17 protein-coding genes and 1 pseudogene are annotated in these 18,473 nt (G+C 59.0%); 7 read left to right on the top strand and 11 right to left on the bottom strand.

Annotation, left to right across the window (positions count from 1 at the left end):
• Positions 1-274: 274 nt before the first annotated feature.
• Genes H3T90_RS06555 through H3T90_RS06540 form a run of 4 tightly spaced genes read right to left on the bottom strand, consistent with a single transcriptional unit; the run spans position 275 to position 3,878 of the window.
• Positions 275-730 carry a hypothetical protein gene (locus H3T90_RS06555; protein ID WP_198229990.1) on the bottom strand — a complete coding sequence of 152 codons (456 nt, stop codon included), beginning with the start codon at positions 728-730 and terminating at the stop codon, positions 275-277.
• Between the two features lie 19 nt (positions 731-749).
• Positions 750-1,694 carry a carbohydrate ABC transporter permease gene (locus H3T90_RS06550; RefSeq protein WP_232339503.1) on the bottom strand — a complete coding sequence of 315 codons (945 nt, stop codon included), beginning with the start codon at positions 1,692-1,694 and terminating at the stop codon, positions 750-752.
• Between the two features lies 1 nt (position 1,695).
• A complete protein-coding gene (locus H3T90_RS06545) occupies positions 1,696-2,622 on the bottom strand; it encodes a carbohydrate ABC transporter permease (RefSeq protein WP_232339504.1) in 927 nt (308 codons plus the stop codon).
• Positions 2,619-3,878: an ABC transporter substrate-binding protein gene (locus H3T90_RS06540; RefSeq protein WP_110424860.1), complete on the bottom strand. Its 1,260-nt coding sequence runs from the start codon at positions 3,876-3,878 to the stop codon at positions 2,619-2,621. Before H3T90_RS06540 ends, H3T90_RS06545 begins: the two co-directional genes overlap by 4 nt.
• A 324-nt stretch (positions 3,879-4,202) precedes the next feature.
• Between H3T90_RS06540 and ffh the strand changes: the two genes are divergently transcribed.
• From ffh to rimM, 5 genes are all read left to right on the top strand, one after another.
• Positions 4,203-5,819, top strand: coding sequence for a signal recognition particle protein (gene ffh / locus H3T90_RS06535; protein ID WP_046322450.1), 1,617 nt, complete (start codon positions 4,203-4,205; stop codon positions 5,817-5,819).
• A 30-nt stretch (positions 5,820-5,849) separates the two neighbouring features.
• Positions 5,850-6,812, top strand: coding sequence for an endonuclease/exonuclease/phosphatase family protein (locus H3T90_RS06530; protein ID WP_198229989.1), 963 nt, complete (start codon positions 5,850-5,852; stop codon positions 6,810-6,812).
• 171 nt (positions 6,813-6,983) lie between these two features.
• Positions 6,984-7,442 carry a 30S ribosomal protein S16 gene (gene rpsP / locus H3T90_RS06525; RefSeq protein ID WP_046322448.1) on the top strand — a complete coding sequence of 153 codons (459 nt, stop codon included), beginning with the start codon at positions 6,984-6,986 and terminating at the stop codon, positions 7,440-7,442.
• A 36-nt stretch (positions 7,443-7,478) separates the two neighbouring features.
• Positions 7,479-7,712 carry an RNA-binding protein gene (locus H3T90_RS06520; RefSeq protein WP_015021362.1) on the top strand — a complete coding sequence of 78 codons (234 nt, stop codon included), beginning with the start codon at positions 7,479-7,481 and terminating at the stop codon, positions 7,710-7,712.
• A 26-nt stretch (positions 7,713-7,738) separates the two neighbouring features.
• Positions 7,739-8,314: a ribosome maturation factor RimM gene (gene rimM / locus H3T90_RS06515; protein ID WP_198230047.1), complete on the top strand. Its 576-nt coding sequence runs from the start codon at positions 7,739-7,741 to the stop codon at positions 8,312-8,314.
• Positions 8,315-8,421: 107 nt separating this feature from the next.
• On the opposite strand, the gene H3T90_RS06510 is transcribed toward rimM, so the two are convergent.
• From H3T90_RS06510 to H3T90_RS06500, 3 genes are read right to left on the bottom strand one after another with little or no spacing between them, the layout of a single operon-like run.
• The gene (locus H3T90_RS06510; RefSeq protein ID WP_046322446.1) at positions 8,422-9,126 is read right to left on the bottom strand and encodes a LutC/YkgG family protein; all 705 of its coding nucleotides are present in this window, start codon (positions 9,124-9,126) and stop codon (positions 8,422-8,424) included.
• Positions 9,123-10,628, bottom strand: a complete 1,506-nt coding sequence (locus H3T90_RS06505) for a LutB/LldF family L-lactate oxidation iron-sulfur protein (protein ID WP_144178073.1) — start codon at positions 10,626-10,628, stop codon at positions 9,123-9,125. Before H3T90_RS06505 ends, H3T90_RS06510 begins: the two co-directional genes overlap by 4 nt.
• Positions 10,625-11,443 carry a (Fe-S)-binding protein gene (locus H3T90_RS06500; RefSeq protein WP_198229988.1) on the bottom strand — a complete coding sequence of 273 codons (819 nt, stop codon included), beginning with the start codon at positions 11,441-11,443 and terminating at the stop codon, positions 10,625-10,627. The genes H3T90_RS06505 and H3T90_RS06500 overlap by 4 nt, the downstream gene beginning before the upstream one ends.
• Positions 11,444-11,801: 358 nt before the next feature.
• Between H3T90_RS06500 and H3T90_RS06495 the strand changes: the two genes are divergently transcribed.
• Positions 11,802-12,818, top strand: a complete 1,017-nt coding sequence (locus tag H3T90_RS06495; RefSeq protein ID WP_232350616.1) for a YdcF family protein — start codon at positions 11,802-11,804, stop codon at positions 12,816-12,818.
• A gap of 29 nt (positions 12,819-12,847) precedes the next feature.
• On the opposite strand, the gene H3T90_RS06490 is transcribed toward H3T90_RS06495, so the two are convergent.
• The 3 genes from H3T90_RS06490 to H3T90_RS06480 all read right to left on the bottom strand — a co-directional run bounded on the left by H3T90_RS06490 (position 12,848) and on the right by H3T90_RS06480 (position 16,536).
• A complete protein-coding gene (locus H3T90_RS06490; RefSeq protein WP_144178076.1) occupies positions 12,848-14,251 on the bottom strand; it encodes an MFS transporter in 1,404 nt (467 codons plus the stop codon).
• Between the two features lie 555 nt (positions 14,252-14,806).
• Positions 14,807-15,916 (bottom strand): helix-turn-helix domain-containing protein, encoded by a 1,110-nt coding sequence (locus H3T90_RS06485; RefSeq protein WP_144178077.1) that lies wholly within the window; start codon positions 15,914-15,916, stop codon positions 14,807-14,809.
• The gene (locus H3T90_RS06480; protein ID WP_198229987.1) at positions 15,913-16,536 is read right to left on the bottom strand and encodes a hypothetical protein; all 624 of its coding nucleotides are present in this window, start codon (positions 16,534-16,536) and stop codon (positions 15,913-15,915) included. The genes H3T90_RS06485 and H3T90_RS06480 overlap by 4 nt, the downstream gene beginning before the upstream one ends.
• A 348-nt stretch (positions 16,537-16,884) precedes the next feature.
• Here H3T90_RS06480 and trmD point away from each other — a divergent pair, with 348 nt between their 5' ends.
• A complete protein-coding gene (gene trmD, locus H3T90_RS06475; RefSeq protein ID WP_198229986.1) occupies positions 16,885-17,835 on the top strand; it encodes a tRNA (guanosine(37)-N1)-methyltransferase TrmD in 951 nt (316 codons plus the stop codon).
• A 25-nt stretch (positions 17,836-17,860) separates the two neighbouring features.
• Here trmD and rsmD read toward each other — a convergent pair.
• Positions 17,861-18,466 (bottom strand): annotated as a pseudogene (gene rsmD / locus H3T90_RS06470) (16S rRNA (guanine(966)-N(2))-methyltransferase RsmD); the annotation flags it as partial.
• Between the last annotated feature and the right edge of the window lie 7 nt (positions 18,467-18,473).

Raw genomic sequence — 18,473 nt, 5'->3', positions numbered from 1 at the left:
CTTCCTTGCATCCTTGCATCCATCTACTGCGATTCAATGTGTCGAAAGGTTTCGACTTCGGGTGTACTGCAGGCGCTGACCATCTTCGTCGATGCAACCGAAATATCGAATCGTTTCGACTCATTATAGGAGTCTGTCATAGGACATGTCAACAAGGCGCGCTGAAGAAGACTACCCCAAAATCAAAAACACTCCCCCTTGCCCGATGGTTTCGGACAAGGGGGAGTGGATTGGAAGTGCAGCGGTCAGGGGCGCCGCGTACCCCCGGGACTGGTCACCTTCGACTCGACGAGATCCGGCGGATGGTCTTGTTCCTGGCCACATAGGTGACGAAGGCCAGGCCGTAGACGATCAGCGAAAGCCAATCTGCCGTGGCCAAGGAAAAGACCATGCAGAAGATCATCCAGTACTGCACCCCCCGAATAATCGTCGAGGGCCGCATGGCCCGCAGAGCCACGATGAAGGAGACCGCCCCAAGAATAAGCAGCAGAAAACCGTAGGATTGGGCCACGGTGGCCGCGCCGTTGACTGTGGCCATATCGTCGGCCAGACGTCCGGCCCGGCCGAGGATGGCATAGCCCTCGTCCTTGAACCAGGGCGAGTAGATGAACATGGTGACCGAGGCCATGATCACGTTGATGGCTGCCGCCACCAGGAGAATGATCTTCTCGGTCTTTCTGCTCGCTACGTCCTTACCCGCCGCATGATCACTGCGGTTTTCCTTTGCCATTGTTGCCGCCTTTCCTGATTCAGCCCTTGAGGCCCGAGGTGATGTTCAGCGACTGCAGGAAGTAGCGCTGGGCGAATACGAAGAGCAGCAGGGTGGGGATGATGGCCAGGCAGGTGGCCGCGCAAAGCGTGCCCATCTGGTTGTACTGCATCATCTGGTTGCCCAGCAGCTGCAGGCCGGCCGTGACCGGGGTCTTCTTGATGTCGTTGAAGACCAAAGTGGGCCAGAGGAAGTCGTTCCATGCTCCAGTGAAGGCGAACAGGAAGATCACAATCAGGATCGGGCGGATGGAGGGCAGCATGATGCTGCGGAAGATGCGGAAATCGCCGGCGCCGTCAATCTCGGCGGCCTCGTCGATCTCCTTGGGGATCCCCTTCATGAAGTTGCGCACCAGGAAGATATTCGCCACGTTCCCCAAGCCGGGGATGATGCAGGACCAGTATGAGTTGATCCAGCCGAAAGTGGCCACGATGCGGTATGAGGGAATCATGTTGACCACACCCGGGAACATCGAGATGAGCAGGAGGACGAAGAAGAGCGTGTCCCTGCCCTTGAAGTTGATTCGGGAGTAGCCGTACCCGGCCAGAGCCACCACGCAGACCGCCAGGATGCCATGGGACAGCGAGATGACCAGCGAGTTGCCCAGCCAGTTGAAGACAGGGTAGGAGGCCGAGGCCTGCAGCAGGGTCAGATAGTTGACGGTGACCCAGTGCGCAGGCAGGAAGTTGTAGGCGTTCTTCAGGAACTCCTGGGGTGACTTGAACGATGTCGTGATGGTATAGACCACAGGAATGATCCAGACCACAGCCAGGACGATCAGCACCGCATAGATGGCCACCAGTGAAGGCTTGAGCACCTTGTGGTGGTTTTCGGGCACGTTCTCGCCTCCGGGAACCGTTGCGCTGGGGCCAGGAGCCTTGAGCCCCTTGCCCAGGGATGCCATATCAAGGGTTGCCGAACTCATGTCAGTCCTCCTTGTTCATGAAGAATATCTGGACCAGGGAGATCAGCATGAGGATGATCCCCAGCAGCAGGGCCATTGCGGAGGCCATGCCAGCGGCCGAAGGCCCTTGCGGGAAGGCCAGGTTCCTGATGTCCATCAGCAGCACCTGCGAAGTGTAGGCAGGACCGCCGCCGGTCAGCATTTGTGGCTGGCCCCAGACGTTGAAGGCGCCGCCGGTGGTCATGATGGTCGTATAGAAGAGTGGCAGCTTGATGGCCGGCAGGGTGATGCTGAAGAACTGCCGGATGGGTCCGGCGCCATCCACCGAGGCCGCCTCGTACAGATCCTGGCTTACCCCGGACAGGGCCGACCGATAAATGATCAGGTTGCCACCGATGCCTCCCCAGAGACTGAGGACGAAGATGGCGATCCAGGCCCAGGGCTGCTTGCCCAGCCAGTTGATGTCCCACCGGAAAGTGGTGTTGAGCAGGCCGAACTGGGAGTTGAAGACCAGCCGCCAGACCAGGGCTCCTGCGGCCACGGAGATCAGACCGGGCACATAGAAGATGGCCTGGAAGAGCCCCACTCCCTTCAGGTGCTTGGTCTGCAGGGCGCAGGCCAGCAACAGGGGGACGATGATGGTCAGGGGCACGCTGATCAGCACGAAGATGATCGTGTGCCACATGTCCCTCCAGAAAATGGAATAGAAGTAGGTGGACTTGTCAAAGATCAGCTTGAAGTTGTCCAGCCCGACCCAGGTGGGGGAACCAACCAGGTTCCACCTGGTGAAGGCCAGGTAGATGCCGAAGAAGATCGGGATGACGCCGAAGATGGCGAAGACCACCATGTGCGGGGCGATGTAGGGGAAGGCATGCCAGAAGGACTTCTGTCCCAGCGGACGGCGCTTGCCCCGTCCATCCATGACTGCGGTTGTGCCGTGTGCGCTCATGATTGCTCCTGAATCTGGATCTGGCCCTGGGTCATCAGATCAAGCGTCTTCAGACCTTCCTCCAGGGAGATGTTCCGATAGACGATGTCCATGAAGGATCCCCACCCGGCAGTTGCATAGCCGCCATAGATGTAGTTGGATGTCTTGATCCACTGCCGTTCACGCTTGTCATTGGTGAAGGAGGCCTGGATGAGCTTCTGGTATTCCGGGTTGTTCAGGTCACGGTAGGCCGGAGAGATGGATCCCACGTCCGACCACATCATCCAATTCCTGTAGACGAAGTCCACAAAGTCGGCGGCCGCTTTGACCTTGGCCTCGGGCCGGTTCTTGTCCTTGAGCTGGAGCCAGTTCTGCTGGTACAGGAAGTTGGAAGGATGCTCGGTACCGTACTGGAGGGTGTTGATCTCGCCAACCTTGTCCTTGCCCAGGGTGGAGGACATGTTGCCCTGCGCCCAGGTGCCCAGCATGCCGAAGACCGCATGCCCAGAGGCGAAGACCTGCTCACCGTCGCTGTCGATGGGCGAGAGCATGCCCTGGTCGTTGAGGTCGCGCAGTGCCTTGAGCGGCTTGCGCCAGCCCGGACCGGTCATGTCCTTGACGCCATCCTCGATGTTGGTGCCGGTGCTGTATAACAGGGACATCATGGCCCAGGGCAGGTTGCCCAGGCAGAGCCCATAGACGTCCTTGGGCAGCTTGCCCTTCATGGAGGCGATCTCATCGGTGGTGACCAGCCGGTCGTCCAGGATATAGTCCAGGCCGTACTTGTGGATCAGATCCTTGTTGTAATAGATGGCCATCTGGAACATGTACAGGGGGATGCCGTAGGACTTCCCCTTGACGACGGTGTTCTGCCAGGCCTGCGGCAGGAAGCTCGACTCCTTCAGCTCCGGGTGGTATTTGGTCCACACCGAGGAGGGGTTGAGCAGCCCCTGGCTCTGCAGAACCGAAGTGGAGAACGAATCGTTGATGACCAGATCGGGGATGTTCTTCCCGGTCTGCATGACGCTGTAGATCTTGGTGGTCAGATCTCCGCCGTTCATGGGCTGGAAGACCACCTTATACTCGGGGCTCTGTGCATTGAAGGCCTTGATGATTTTCTGCATGGCCGGACCGTCATCGCCGGTCAAACCATTCCAGAAGTAGATCTCCTTGGCGGATTGATCGCCGCCGCCACAGCCTGCGGTCGAGACCACCATGCCGCATATGGCCGCCAGGCTCAGCAACAGCCTGAGCCAACGTCGCGCAAATAAGGGCATGTGGGTTCCACCTCCCCCGTGTCTTTCTTCATTGAAGACACTCACTATCCCTCTTGCTCCTCTCGATGGGACCGGCACACCCGTATGCCGGCAACCCTGCATCGTTTTTCAGAACCCGTCGGCCCCCGGGCATCAAACATCAACACCCTGCGAGCCGGACCGACCGGTTCATGTTGATTTGCAACGTTGCAAATTCAGGGTAACACGCCTTCTGCTATTGAACAAAATCGTCGTTCCATATCAGAACCAGCCAGGCAGGTCTTGGGCACAGGCATTGCTGAAACCAGAGCCAATCTCCCGGCTGACAGGTAGACTTGGGACATTATGGCAGCATTTTCATCTTTGACCGATCGGCTCTCCCAGGCCTTCACCCATCTGCGCTCCAAGGGGAAGCTGACCGAGGCCGACATCGACGGCACAATCCGCGAGATCCGCCGCGCCCTTCTGGATGCCGATGTCTCCCTGGATGTGGTGCGCTCCTTCACCGGACGCATCCGGGAACGCGCCTTGGGCGAGGAGGTCTCCAAGGCTCTGAACCCGGCCCAGCAGGTGGTCTCCATCGTCTACGACGAACTGACCAGTATCCTGGGCGCGGGAGTGGATCGACCGCTCAATTTCGCCAAGAATCCACCCACAGTCATCATGCTGGCCGGCCTGCAGGGTGCAGGCAAGACCACACTGGCCGGCAAGCTGGGCTACTGGCTCAAGGACGCCGGCCACACCCCCCTGCTTGTGGCGGCCGACCTGCAGCGGCCCAACGCGGTCACCCAGCTCCAGGTGGTCGGCGAGCGCGCCGAAGTGCCGGTATACGCACCCGAGCCAGGCGTACAGACCAGCGGATCCGAGCTGGCCGCCCCCGGACAGGTCACGGGCGATCCCGTCAAGGTCGCGGCCGACTCGATCAGGGTGGCCAAGGACAAGCTCTACGACGTGGTCATCATTGATACGGCCGGTCGGCTGGGCGTGGATCAGGAGCTGATGGAGCAGGCCCGTAATATCCGCGATGCCGTCCACCCCGATGAGATCCTCTTCGTCATCGATGCCATGATCGGCCAGGACGCGGTCACCACAGCCAAGGCCTTCGACCAGGGCGTGGACTTCACCGGTGTGGTGCTGTCCAAGCTGGACGGCGATGCCCGCGGCGGCGCGGCCCTGTCGGTGGCCTCGGTGACCGGCAAGCCCATCCTCTTCGACTCCAACGGCGAGGGTCTCAAGGACTTCGAGGTCTTCCACCCCGATCGTATGGCCTCCCGCATTCTGGACATGGGCGACATCCTGACCCTGATCGAGCAGGCCCAGCGCCAGTTCGACGAGGAGGAGGCCCGCAAGGCCGCCGGGAAGATGTCCGAGGGCAGCTTCGGCCTGGATGACTTTTTGGAGCAGCTCCAGCAGGTCCGCAAGCTGGGTTCCTTCAAGAGCATCCTGGGGATGATCCCGGGCATGGCCCAGCACCGCAAAGAGCTGGAGCAGTTCGACGAAAAAGAGGTGGACCGGACCCAGGCCATCATCCAATCGATGACCCCCCAGGAACGACGCGACCCCAGCATCATCGACGGCTCACGACGGGCCCGGATCGCCTATGGCGCCGGCACTACGGTCTCAGCTGTCAACGGCCTGCTGCAGCGGTTCGAGCAGGCTGCCAAGATGATGAAGCGTATGACCAATGGCAGCCGCTCGATCCCCGGCATGGGCGGCATGGGCGCTGGCAGCGGCAAGAAGGGCAAAAAAGGCAAGAAAGGCCGCAAGGGTTCTCGCTCAGGCAATCCCATGAAGCGGGAGGCCGAAGAGAAGGCTTTACGCGAGCGCCTCTCCGGCAAGGGCAAGTCCTCCGGCGGCTCCGCCTTCGCCAAGCACCCTGAGGCCCCGCAGATGCCCGAGGGTCTGCCTGACCTGCCCCCCAACCTGGGCGGTGGATTGGGCGGTCTCTTCGGCGGTCGCTAAACCCCTCCCTCCTGCAGGAGACAATGGCACGTGAACACCCTTCTCTGGATTCTCCTGGGGCTCATCGCCTTATGGATTACCCTGCGCTTCCTGCCCGCCGGGGCTGACTGGCACCGCCCCTTGGTAGAGCTAATCGCCCTGATTGACCTGCTGACCGCTCCTCTGTTGGCCATACTGATATGGACGGTCGTCGCAGGCGCATGGCCCCAATGCCTGCTGGCGCTGATTGAACTTACTCTGGTCAGCTGCCAGCGCCTGCGCTACCGACTACCTCCAGCAGACCGGACCCGTCAATCATCTTCTGGCCATGGGCTGAGCGTCATGACTCTGAACTGCCGCTTCGGCAGGGCCGATCCTGAGGAAATCGTACGTTGCGTGCGCGCCTACGGAGTAGAGGTTCTGGCCCTGCAAGAAGTAAAGGGGAAGCTGCTGGAATCACTTCAGGCTGCGGGCTTGAATCAGCTCCTGCCCTATCTGACAGAGGGGACTGCCAGCCCTAGCGACAACGGCGGCTACAACGCTATCTTCTCGGCTCACCAACCCGTTAAAGCTTCGCCATCGGCCGTGAACCTTCCGGCGGCGGCAGTACCCCTAGTCGAGCTCAAGACCAGCTCTGGACCGATCCGAGTGGCCAGCGTCCATCCCAAATCACCCCAGCGAGGCGCCAGACAGTGGGGCATGGGCATCGCTGCCCTGGCCAGGCTGACTCATCCGACCGTGCCCACCATAGTCATGGGCGATTGTAACGCCACCCTGCAGCATCCGACCTTCCGGGCCATGCTGGCCGAATCCGGGCTGCATGACGCTTCTTTGCACCTGAAAGCCGGCAGCCACCTGACTTTCCCCTCCGCAAGCGCGCTGCCCTCGTTAATCGAAATCGACCATATTCTGACGGACGGCAACCTGATCACACAATCCATGCGTGCCCTCCGAATTCCAGGCAGCGACCATCGAGCTCTAGTGGCCCGTCTGACTCTGCCGCGTCAGCTCTGAACACCATGCAGCCTCGCCACCCGCCATATCCCAAGGTTGAGGTATACTTTTGCTGTTATTCATGTCCGGAGGAGCCCTCTCATTCCGACGGCCGTGAGGAACACGCCAGGAGCGCCACCATGCCCCACATGGAGACGCCGCCGGGCATACCAAGTACCAAGGAGAGCCGTTTTGGCAACCAGAATTCGTCTGAAGAGAATGGGCAAGAAGTTCTATCCCTTCTACCGCGTGGTCGTGGTCGATTCCCGCAAGAAGCGCGATGGCAAGGTCATTGAGGAGATCGGCACCTACGATCCCAACACCCAGCCCTCTTCAATCAAGATCGACTCCGAGCGCGCCCAGTACTGGCTGGGTGTGGGCGCTCAGCCCAGCGACCCTGTCTTCAACCTCCTGAAGATCACCGGCGACTGGCAGAAGTTCAAGGATCTGCCCGGCAAGGAAGGCACCCTTAAGGTGCCGCAGGCCGAGGTCGACGCCCAGGCCCGCATCGAGCAGGCACAGAACGAAGCTCAGAAGCTCAAGGCCGCCAAGTCTGAAGCTGATGCCAAGGCCAAGGCTCAGGCAGAGAAGGAAGCCCCCAAGGCCGATGAGTCGGCAGATGCAGCCCAGGCCGAGCAGGCAGCTGAGTAAGGCACATTCACTTAAGGATTGGAAGGACCGGCTATCATGCTTGCACAGGCCGTTGAGCACCTGATCAGGAACATCGTGGACTTTCCCGATGACGTGTCGGTCAAGTCCCACGAGAACTCTCGCGGAGAGTTGTTGCGGGTGCGGGTCAACCCCGAGGACATCGGCCGCGTGATCGGCAGGGGCGGCAGGACCGCCAACGCCATCCGCACCGTGATCCAGGCTCTGGCCGACCACAAGGTGCGCGTCGACATCATGGACGTGCGCCGGTGAGCCCCAGCCGGTCCACCAATCACGACCTGCAGGGTCCGGACCCTCAGCAGCGAAGGTTGCTGAGGGTCTGCCGTATCGGCCGCGCCCAGGGACTCAAGGGCGAGGTCAACGTCTATGCCTACACCGACGAGCCTGAGCGGCGCTTCGCTCCCGGCTCCCGGTTGCAAACCAAGGACGGCCAGTTTTTCACGGTGGTCTCCTCCCGCCGCTTCAAACAGCGTTGGATCGTCCTCTTCAAAGGGGTGGAGGACAGGAACGCCTCTGAGGCACTGAACGGCATCGAACTGTATGTCCAGGCTGATCCAGCCGAGGAGCTGGCGCAGGAGGATGCCTGGTATCCCGAGGATCTGATTGGACTCGAGGTTCGCATGGCTCCGGGTAACTCACTGGGTGAACCGTCCGGACGAGTGGTCGGCCAAGTCAGCGACGTACTGGACGGTGTGGCCCAGCAGCAGCTGCAGGTCCACATGACCACCGCAGAAAACGACGAGGAAACGGAGGGGCTGATACCCTTCGTCGAAGCCTTGGTACCCCAGGTTGACATTGAAAACGGGTATGTGGCCATCGATCCACCTGGAGGGCTTCTGCCTGGCCTGGGCTGAATCCGTCTTTTAACAAAAACCGCAAGTGGGGAGTCAGCATCTTTCTTCAAGCCACTGACTCCCCACTTGCGGGAAATGCGCCTGCATAAGCAGGAAATTTTATCGAGCTACATGTCTTCAACCACCAGATATGTCATATCCAGGGGACCATGCACGCCCACCACAATCACCATCTCGATGTCGCCCGTGTTGGAGGGGCCAGTGATGAAGTTGATGTTGGAGGTCTTGAGCTCACCTGAGACCAGGGCGGGATCATAGTAGTCCATGGCCTGCCGGGTTCGGGGCAGAATCTTCGACTTGCGAATGATGCTCAGATAGTGAACCGGCAGGAAGTGGAAGGCACGACCCTGACCAGGAGTGGTAGCCACGGTAATGGTGCCCGACTCGGCCAGGAGGAAGTCCGCAAAGGCGATGGCCGTTCCTGACTCGTCGGCGGTCTTGATGTTCTCCTCACGGCTGGCCCCCGGCTTCCAGAAAGTGGCGGGCGGATTCAGGCTGTCCCTCCACTCCTCCAGCCCGAAGTCTGCGAACAGGTCGGAGGTGGGCAGCATCACATGGTCGCTGTCGTCCTTGCGTGAATCGATGAACTCGTCCAATGCAGTGGGAAGCTCAGCCTTGGTGCATGTGCGGAAGTCCACATGGACAGCCTCGCTGCTCTTCCGGGCGATTTCCAGCAGCTCATCCTGGGTATGACCCGACAGGGTGGTCTCCGGCAGATCGTTGACCGGCACCAGAGGGTGGTCCTTGAGCTGGTGACGGGGCCGTCCGCTCTTCTTGGCCAGATAGTCCAGGAATACCTCACGATCGGTCATGCCTGCTGCTCCTTCTTGTGATGAGCGAACCAACTGCGGAAGTTCTCCCCGTGCTTGGGCGGATCCGGCAGATCACGTACCTTGGTCCATCCGCCGAAGACGAAGGGCATCCATTCCACATGCCGATCACTGGCGAAGAGGTTCTTGGCCGTCTCCGGCTGCTTCTTGGATATGGGGGTCAGCATGGTGTGATCCACACCCAGTGCAGTGCGGAAGAGCGAGGAGTGGCCGGTTCCCAGGCCCATGACCCTCATGACCGTGTCGTCGATCAGATTGGCCTGGGACTGGTCATCCATCATGATCCGCCGGTGCTCAATCATGAGCTGATGCAGGGGGATCTTGACCGGACAGGTGGCCGTGCATGCCGCGCACAGGCTGCAGGCGTAGGGCAGGTCTCCGAAGTCGTCATAGCCGCCGTCCAGCACCGGCGAAAGCACCGAGCCCACAGGGCCCGGATAGATGGATCCGTAGCCGTGACCGCCGATGTGCCGGTAAATGGGGCAGACGTTCAGGCAGGAGGCGCAGCGGATGCACTGGAGGATGGGCTCGAAGACCGTTCCCAGAGCGTTTGAGCGGCCGTTGTCCAGAATGACCACATAGAAATCGTCCGGTCCGTCCGACTCCTGACCAGTGCGTGGCGCGGTGTAGGTCAGGTAGGAGGTCAGCTTCTGGCCGACAGCGGACCGGGCCAGCATGTTGTCCATGGTCTCGGCCTCCTTCATGGTCGGCACCAAGCGCTCCATGCCCATGACCACCACCTGGGTCTTGGGGATGCACATGGCCAGGTCGGCGTTGCCCTCGTTGGTCACCAGGTTGATCATGCCCGTGTCGGCTACGGCGAAGTTGCAACCGGTGATGCCCATGTCCGCCTCGAGGAAGTGCTTGCGCAGAACCTTGCGCGAGAACCGGGCCATGTGCTGAGGGTCGTTGTCGCCCTTGTAACCCAGCTTCTTCTCGAAAACCTGCCGAACCTGTTCGCGGTTCTTGTGCAGGGCGGGGAAGACCAGATGCGTGGGCTGGTCCCAATCATCCTCCTCCAGGATGAACTCGGCCAGATCGGTTTCCAGCACTTCCAGGCCGGGCACAGTCATCAGCGTGGGATCCAGGTTGATCTCGCTGGTCACCATGGACTTGCTCTTGACGACGTGCTTGGCCTTCTTTTCTATGGCGATCTGCTTGATGTACTGGGCAGCCTCATCGTCGGTCTGGGCGAAGAAGACATGGCCGCCGCGCTTCTCCACGTTGTCGGCGAACTCCTCCAGGTAGTCAGGCAGGTAGCGGATGACATGCTGACGAATCTGCTCGCCAAGGTCGCGCCACTGTTCCCAGTTGCCCAGTTCCTGACGGGCGGCCTCCCGCTTGACCCACTGCGCATCCTGGGCCTTGGCCACGGCCTGTTGGGCGAATTTGTCCTGCTCGGATTCTTTGACCCTGGTCAGGAAGGGAGCCTTGCTGGTCCGCAGATATTGCGCGGCCTTCTTGCCATTGACCATGCTGCTCATACCAGAGCCCCCTCCTCCTCGGCAGCCCTGACGGAGCCCGCGGCCCCATCACCAGCAGAGCGGCCTTCCACATACTTGACGCGACTCATATCCACGTTGTGATTGAGCACCTCAGCCAGGTGCATGATGGTGATCTTCTCGCCACGCCGGTTGAAACGACCGCCGATGTTCATCAGGCAGCCCGGATCGCAGGAGATGAGGACGCTGGCCTTGGTGCTGAGCACGTCGTTTACCTTCTCATCGACCATCTGCTTGGAGATCTCGGGCTCCTTCATGGAGAACATGCCGCCGAACCCGCAGCAGTTCTCGATGTGGGGCAGGGGGACCATGGTCAGGCCCTTGACATGGTCCAGCAGGACGAAGGGGCTGGTCCGTTCCCCCAGCAGCCGGGTCATGTGGCAGGAGCGATGGTAGGTGGCCACAGCATCGAGTTCGGCACCCGCATCCAGCACACCCAGCACCCGGTAGAGGAACTGCGAGAACTCATAAGTCTTATCGGCCATGGTCTGGGCCTTGGCTGCATAGACCGGGTCGGCCCGCAAATGGAAGGGCAGCTCCTTGAGCATATTCACGCAGGAACCTGCCGGACCCACGATATAGTCGGCATCCACGCTCAGCAGGGCATCGACCTCGTTGCGCATGACCTGCATGCTCTCCTTGACATACCCGCTGTTGAAAGTGGGCTGGGCGCAGCAGATCTGCTCCTTGGGAAGATAGGTGTCGCAGCCGAACCGCTCGAGCACCTCCACCATGGCCTTCCCCACGTTCGGAAACATGAGGTCCACCACGCAGGTGGAGAATATAACTACTTTCATTACCGCACCTCTCTACAACCTTGCACGCCAGGTCCGAACCATCTCTGGATTGCGGAGAAACCCAACATCACCTGAACCCCTAATCCTTCCAACACATCGCTGCCTTGCGACCACCACGCTCATGCGGTCATCGATGCGCAATCCTTGAAAAGGACCCATCATTATCATGGTCTCGACCTGGAATTCGCGCCGTCGAAAATCGCCCACCCTCAGCTTTTGAACGTGTGAGATTTACCACATATACCTTACCACGGCGGTCTAGGAGTCTTTGGCATGTCAAGGATGGAGGTGACTGGTCGATTCGCTACAGTGGATTCAGACCCTGCGCGGCCATTCTCGTGAAAGGGGCAATCGGCGCATGTCCAACCACCTGCAACTCCTCCTGCTCTATGCACCCGCCATCATCTTCGGCCTGCTCTTCCTCTGGGACCTGCACAAGGAGCCACGGCAGTTCCGCAATGCCATCTGGTTGCTGCTCCTGTTGCTGACCCTGGGCGGAGCGCTTCTTCTGCAATTCGGCATGCGCTGGCTAATCCTGCCCCTGGTCATCCTGCTCATCGCCGCTCCCCTGCTGGTGATTTGCTTCCTGCTGGCCAACACGGTCATCGTCATCCGACACGAGGGGGTCTCCCTGACCACTCTGCTGCCCGGCCTACTTGCACTGGCCGTGGTGGCCTACATGCTTCTTTCACCCCTCTTGGCTGGTTTTGGCGCACCCTCATGGCTGCAGAAGCTGGCCGGGCTGATCGACCTGGAAGCCACCTGGTTCTTCTTCTCCTTCCTAGCCCTGCTGCTCTATTCCAACTTTTACAGGATGCTGCCCCGCAAGCGTCACTACGACTACATCATCATCCACGGAGCCGGCCTGCGCGGCGAAGAACCTACGCCGCTGCTCCGGGGACGACTGGACAAGGCTGTAGACCTCTGGAAGCGGCAGGGACGGCGTGGGCGCTTCGTGGTCTCCGGAGGGCAGGGTCCCGACGAGGTCATCAGCGAGGCCAGGGCCATGGCTCAGTATTTGCGCAACTCCTGCGGGGTGCCAGCCGAGGCCATCATCATGGAGGACAGGTCGACCACAACCCTGGAGAACCTGCGCTACTCCAAGCAGATCCTGGATGACCGCTACGAGATGGGCACCGGACCCGAGCATTACCGTGTGGCCCTGGTCACCAGCGACTACCACGTCTTCCGGGCCAGCGAATACGCCAGCAAGGTCGGACTGAATGCCGATGGAATCGGCTCACACACCAAGGGCTACTACTGGCCGACCGCCTTCATCCGGGAGTTCGTGGCCATCACCCGCATGCACTGGTGGCCCTACCTGGTCCTTGCACTGGGCTGGGCCGTCTGGGTCGGTATCTCATTGCTGAATTAAAACCACTGCCTTCCAGAAGGAATCAGAGGTCATACAACCTGAACCCCACCCTTATCCTGACTGGCCAGGCTATGTTCTAGGAACCAGGCCACCAGAAGGATGACCAGGACGATGAGAAAGACGAAAACGAAAGCCCAAACGGCTCCGAACTGGAAGGCCTGAGCGCCGGCATGAATCCCTCTGGCCTTGGGCATGCCAGTGATGATGGCTGCCAGGACGCCGGTCGAGGCGGCGCCGGAATACTGCTGAAGCGTATTGAAGAGGGCGTTGCCGTCAGGCACCAGTCTCGCCGGAATATGCTGCAGTCCGACCGTAAGCAGGTTGTTGAAGACGCAGGCCTGACCAACCATGTAGCAGGCGTAGAGAAGAATCATCAGCGGAACGGACAAGTGCCGGCTGAGGACCAGGAAGCCAAAGGCCGAGAGGAAGAAAGCGGCGCTTCCCACCGCGAGCAGACCACGCAGGCCATGGCCATCCAGATAGCCGCCTGTGACGGGCTGGCAGAGCGCAGAGAGCAGGCTCCCCGGCAGCAGAAGGAGGCCAGACACGGTAGAGGTCTCACCCAGTACGGACTGGGCCATGTTGGGCAGGATGAACGTCAGGCCGATCTGAACAAACTGGACCAGGAAGTAGAGGATCAAGGCAAGGGTGAAAGTACGGTTCCGGAAGACCGCAATGTTGATCAGCCTGGTGCGCTGGTGCGTAAGGGTCCAGATGCCTGCAACAAGTGCCAGAACCCCAATGAACAAGGACAGCCAAGTGACAGGGCCATGCACATCCAAGGTGCTCAGTCCCATGGTCAGACCGGTCAGAAAGACACCCAGAAAAAGGAACTGGAGCCAGGCGAAAGCACCGACATGGGCCGTCTCCCTGTCTACTGAGATGAAGGCGATAATCCCGAATACCAGCTCGATGGGCAGCACGATCAGGAAGATGGCCCGCCAGGATAAGGCTTGGATAACGGCTCCGCCAAAGGTCGGACCCAAGGAGGGTGCCAGTGCCACCGCCATGCCGGCGCTGCCCACGTAACGGCCCTGGATGTGAAGGGGAACCTTTTTCATGATCAGAGAGAACACCAAGGGAAGAGCAATACCAGTGCTGATGCCCTGCAGGAGGCGTCCCGCCATAAGGACGGGAAAGCATGGGGCAAGGATGCACATCAGGTCGCTACCCAGGAATATTCCCACGCTGGCGAGGATCAATGCGCGGGTCGTGAATGAATGCTCCAGCCAGGCGGCGGCTAGAACCGTCAAGGCTACCACCAGCAGATAGCCTGTAGTCAGCCATTGAACTGTGCCCAGCCCGGTTTTGAAGTACTGGGTCATCTCCGGAAAAGTGACGTTGAGCGAGGTCTCCAAAAGGACCCCGCAGAAGGCGAGCCCGGCAGTGCCGGCAATCAGCAGTTTTGTTCTTTTATCAACATGGTCGACCATGGACCGTCCGCTCCTCACGCATCAGACTGTTCGCATAGCCATCTCCACGGATCCGTACGGCATGGCATCATCCGATGTCGCTCTCATTGCAGTTTGCGCAACGGTTATAGCTCTCTGGCTGCGTTGATGACATCTTCCAAGGTGGCGCCGGACTGACAGCCGCATGCTGCGAAGAGCCGGTTCACCTCCATAACCTTTGAAGACCCAGCTAGTGTAGCACCCGCAGGGGTACCAATCCGCGCTCACTCTGTACCTGAACAGGCTTGGGTAGAGTTGGTGACATTGAGATTTGCTGTTAACGCTGATGTGTTTCCTGCAACTCACGTTCAACATCGATCAGGCCAGGCTACCCCTCCGTTGGTTTTTTAACTTTGCCACGACTTCGATGATCCTGGACAAGTCTAGCCCTCGCTGTTCCGGTCATACTTTCCTGTTCTGTCAACAAAGAACCCACTGAGCTTCTTTTTTGACTTGACATTACCGGCATGTAAGTCATTTCCGAATATCTTGCTGACGAATATGGCCTTTATGGAGATGCTTCTATAGCCGCTTTGCCTATCTCATGATCGTCCAGCTCGCCGCCTTTTCCGTCAGCCTGTTGTCACACCAATCGTTCGCCAGTTCGAAGGGAACACCAAGGAATCCCTCAATCCCATCCCTGGGCACCGTGGAACGACCAGTGTCGTCCAGTCCGCCGAACGCACGGCCGAGCGTTTGAGCAAGACGTACCGGATGCTCCGCCTTGACCTCCACGGGCTCATGCTTTATCCAATGACGCTGCGCCATGCGAACGTACAGGGATTTGTATTTGTCGCCATCGATCAGACCCAGATCGAAGGCTCTGCGCACAGCTGCACCAATGGAAATTCCCCATCCGGACTTTACGTACAGGTAGTCCTCCAGCATCATGCTCGGGCTGATGATCGCTCGCGCGTCGGACTCAGGAAAAAGGAATTCGCCAGCAAACTCGTTAGCCTCCCTCTCCATCAAGGACACATCCTTGGGACGGCGGTACCGGTGCAGAACCAGATGCCCTAGCTCATGAGCAATAGTGAATCTGAGCCGGTCACCAGGCTTGTTTTCGGGAAAATAGCCTATAAGGGCCTTGTCTGGGTAAGTAACTCCATCACTGACCGAATCAGCTACCTTCGTCGTTAGCGGTGCAATGATCACTCCCTTGCGTTCCACGCTTCGTATCATGTTACGCACTGCTCCCTTGGAAGGCAGCCCCAGTATCGCGCGCGCGTTTGCCGCAATGCGGCGAACTCCCTGTGCCTGAGGGTCCAAGGTCGGTGCAATCTCATCTAGCCAGGATGCCGTCTTATCTGGCACATTTGACATCGAACTGACCCTGGAGACCGTGTCCGCCAACATCTCAAACTCCGCGCAGATGCGATTGCTGAGATTCCTGGTGATTGTTTTCTTGCGACGAAAAGCGAGGCGATTCCAGTCAAGACCTGGATCGCGCAGCATGAAGAAAGACAGAGGAAGGCTGGTTGCGTAGGCTATCTTTTCGACGCTCGATTCCGTAAGATGAGTGGTCGGATTGCCAACCAGCATGCCGATGTAGGTCGGGGTCATGCCAGAACGCTCGGCAAGCTCTTTTTTGGTCCAACCCCGATACTTCCGTGCAAGCTCAATGCGCGTGGGATTGAACTCATTCATCGGATTGTCTCTTCCCTTTCTTCTTGGACAATTGTATTTGAGCGAGGGACCAACAGCTCATTCCCCTCATCATCACCGTTGAACGCCATACCGTTGAAACCTTCACCCATCTGAAGAACCATGAGGGCAATGCAGGGAGCGCCCTTAGGAAACCGGCCGGTTCCAGTAGGCTGGTAGGCAGAACAATGGAAAATGCCGTTTGCTTCGGTCCAAACCAAGACAATTTCTGAGTCGCTCAGCGGCTTCTTGCCTGAAAGCTCCTGGTCGAGCATAGCTGGTTGCACCCATGCCTCCCTACGTCGCAAGTTAGGACCAGCTGGAGGAACACTTCCCTCGAATTTGAACTTCTTGAGGAATCGAAGCCTGAGGCCTGAACCGATATTGCGCAGATGAAGACAAGAGGTGGACTTCGTAAGTTGCCAGCCGTCGATTGGCTCATCTGCGATTTCTGCGCGGAGCGTCGCATTGAAGTTGTCTGCATAGAGCTTCGGATACTTAATTCGAGGAGTGCCAAGCGTGTTCATGGCCGACAGTGAGCGAAGCCTGGCCTGCGGCAACAATGTTGGAAGGGCATCATTGATTGGCGTGAGGTTCTGACGAATGAGCTCAAGTTTTTCCAAGGAGTCTCCTTAAAACGCGCGTTCATGTTTGATATTTGGAGCATTGTTTTATTTTACTATTTGAGTTTGAGTTTACTATCGCAAAATTAATCTATCAAGTCAGAATAGATGCAGATTTGCTTTGTCTTTTCACCGTCAATGTTGTCATGAATCTTCATGACGACAAATACCAGGAGACGATATAGCCCACTGAGCTGACCATCTCCGAACAGTTGCTGCACAGCAGCCATCAATCTGACAGACTCGTTGGAAACGAATTTCGCCATCGTGGTGAACCTTTAGGCGAACTTAAAATGTGCCACTCCGCGCTCGATTCCAACCCAAACAAGCTTGAGTAGAGTTGGTGACATGCAAATCGATATCGTCTCCGTCTTCCCCGAGTATTTTGACGTAACTGGACTCAGCCTGCTAGGCAAAGCGCAGGAGAAAGGCCTTGTGACCATACGCGCCCACAACCTGCGCAACTGGACCCATGACGTGCACCACTCCGTGGACGATACGCCGGTGGGCGGTGGAGCTGGCATGGTCATGAAACCTGAAGTCTGGGGCCAGTGCCTGGACGATCTGCTGGACATGCCAGACGGGTCGGCTCTGCAACTACCCACCATGGATCACACAACCGACACTGCCGATACCGAAGAAGAAAAAGAGGCAATGAAGAGTTCCGGCGACAAAAGCCACGGCATAGCATCCGAGGCAGATCTATCTGCAGACAGCCATGAGGCTGATCTCGCCGGACCAGTCCTGATCTTCCCCAACCCATCCGCTCCTCTGTTTACCCAGGCCGATGCGACCGAGCTGTCTCGGACGGAGAGGCTGATATTCGGCTGCGGCCGTTACGAAGGGTATGACGCACGCATCCCCGACTACTACCGGAATCAGGGAATCGACGTTCGTGAGTACTCCATTGGCGACTACGTGCTTAATGGGGGCGAGGTGGCCGTCTCGGTCATGCTGGAGGCCATCACCAGGCTCCTGCCTGGCTTCATGGGCAATCCTGAATCCATCGTGCAAGAGTCCTATACCGGGGATGAGCCACTGCTGGAGTATCGCCAGTACACACGCCCCACCACCTGGCGTGGCATGGCTGTGCCCGAGATACTGACCAGCGGCGACCACGGAAAGGTGGACAGATTCCGGCGCGACGAGGCCATCAGGAGAACCAGTCGAATCCGTCCCGACCTGATCGCCCGATTGGACTGCTCCACTCTCGATAAGCACGACCGCCGTCTCTTGGAAGACCTGGGTTGGGGCACAGGGGAAACCCATCCGAGACCTCTGGACCAGCCGTCAAATTGATTGCCCGTCAAATTTGCAGGGCTGATCAGCGGGCCGTCAGATAGTAGACTGCTGTCTCCCCATAGCTGCGAGCCTGATCAATGGCCCATCCTTCAGGAGCCGTGGGCGCCGGGGTGCGTGTCGATCGCTCCAGAACGATCATGCCTCCATCATCCACCATTTTTCGGGCAGTCAGACCGGTCATAATGCTCTGGCAGTCATCCGTCGACAAATCATAAGGCGGGTCCATGAAGACCAGGTCGAAGCAAGCTTCGGACAGACCAGCATCCTCATGACCTGAGGAGAGGGGACGGACAAAGCGCTCGGCACGGTTTCTGCTGACGCGAATGTCCATGGCTGAATCCCAAGCCGGGTGATGGCGCAGCCCTGCAGCTGAACGTGACAGCAGCCCAGCGACACGGCCAGAAGACTCCACAGCCACCAAGCTCTGGGCACCACGGGATAGGGCTTCGAATCCCAAGGCCCCTGTGCCGGCGAACAGGTCCAGGACCCGAGCACCGGACAGCAGGTCTTCGGACTCCAGATGGGAGAAAATGGCCTCCTTGGTCCGCTCGGTAGTGGGCCGGGTGCCCCTGAGGGCTGCGGGAATGGGGAATCCCTTGAATCGGCCGGCGATGATGTGCATATGGTCCGTTGTC

Source organism: Bifidobacterium polysaccharolyticum (assembly GCF_016101585.1).
Taxonomy (GTDB): Bacteria; Actinomycetota; Actinomycetes; order Actinomycetales; family Bifidobacteriaceae; genus Bombiscardovia; species Bombiscardovia polysaccharolytica.
This window is presented reverse-complemented; position numbering and strand designations above follow the sequence as displayed.

Excerpts from the sequence above, each read along its gene's own strand:
- H3T90_RS06555 (WP_198229990.1), bottom strand. The coding sequence starts at position 730 with ATGGCAAAGGAAAACCGCAGTGATCATGCGGCGGGTAAGGACGTAGCG.
- H3T90_RS06550 (WP_232339503.1), bottom strand. The coding sequence starts at position 1,694 with ATGAGTTCGGCAACCCTTGATATGGCATCCCTGGGCAAGGGGCTCAAG.
- H3T90_RS06545 (WP_232339504.1), bottom strand. The coding sequence starts at position 2,622 with ATGAGCGCACACGGCACAACCGCAGTCATGGATGGACGGGGCAAGCGC.
- H3T90_RS06540 (WP_110424860.1), bottom strand. The coding sequence starts at position 3,878 with ATGCCCTTATTTGCGCGACGTTGGCTCAGGCTGTTGCTGAGCCTGGCG.
- ffh (WP_046322450.1), top strand. The coding sequence starts at position 4,203 with ATGGCAGCATTTTCATCTTTGACCGATCGGCTCTCCCAGGCCTTCACC.
- H3T90_RS06520 (WP_015021362.1), top strand. The coding sequence starts at position 7,479 with ATGCTTGCACAGGCCGTTGAGCACCTGATCAGGAACATCGTGGACTTT.
- H3T90_RS06510 (WP_046322446.1), bottom strand. The coding sequence starts at position 9,126 with ATGACCGATCGTGAGGTATTCCTGGACTATCTGGCCAAGAAGAGCGGA.
- H3T90_RS06505 (WP_144178073.1), bottom strand. The coding sequence starts at position 10,628 with ATGAGCAGCATGGTCAATGGCAAGAAGGCCGCGCAATATCTGCGGACC.
- H3T90_RS06500 (WP_198229988.1), bottom strand. The coding sequence starts at position 11,443 with ATGAAAGTAGTTATATTCTCCACCTGCGTGGTGGACCTCATGTTTCCG.
- H3T90_RS06495 (WP_232350616.1), top strand. The coding sequence starts at position 11,802 with ATGTCCAACCACCTGCAACTCCTCCTGCTCTATGCACCCGCCATCATC.
- H3T90_RS06490 (WP_144178076.1), bottom strand. The coding sequence starts at position 14,251 with ATGGTCGACCATGTTGATAAAAGAACAAAACTGCTGATTGCCGGCACT.
- H3T90_RS06485 (WP_144178077.1), bottom strand. The coding sequence starts at position 15,916 with ATGAATGAGTTCAATCCCACGCGCATTGAGCTTGCACGGAAGTATCGG.
- trmD (WP_198229986.1), top strand. The coding sequence starts at position 16,885 with ATGCAAATCGATATCGTCTCCGTCTTCCCCGAGTATTTTGACGTAACT.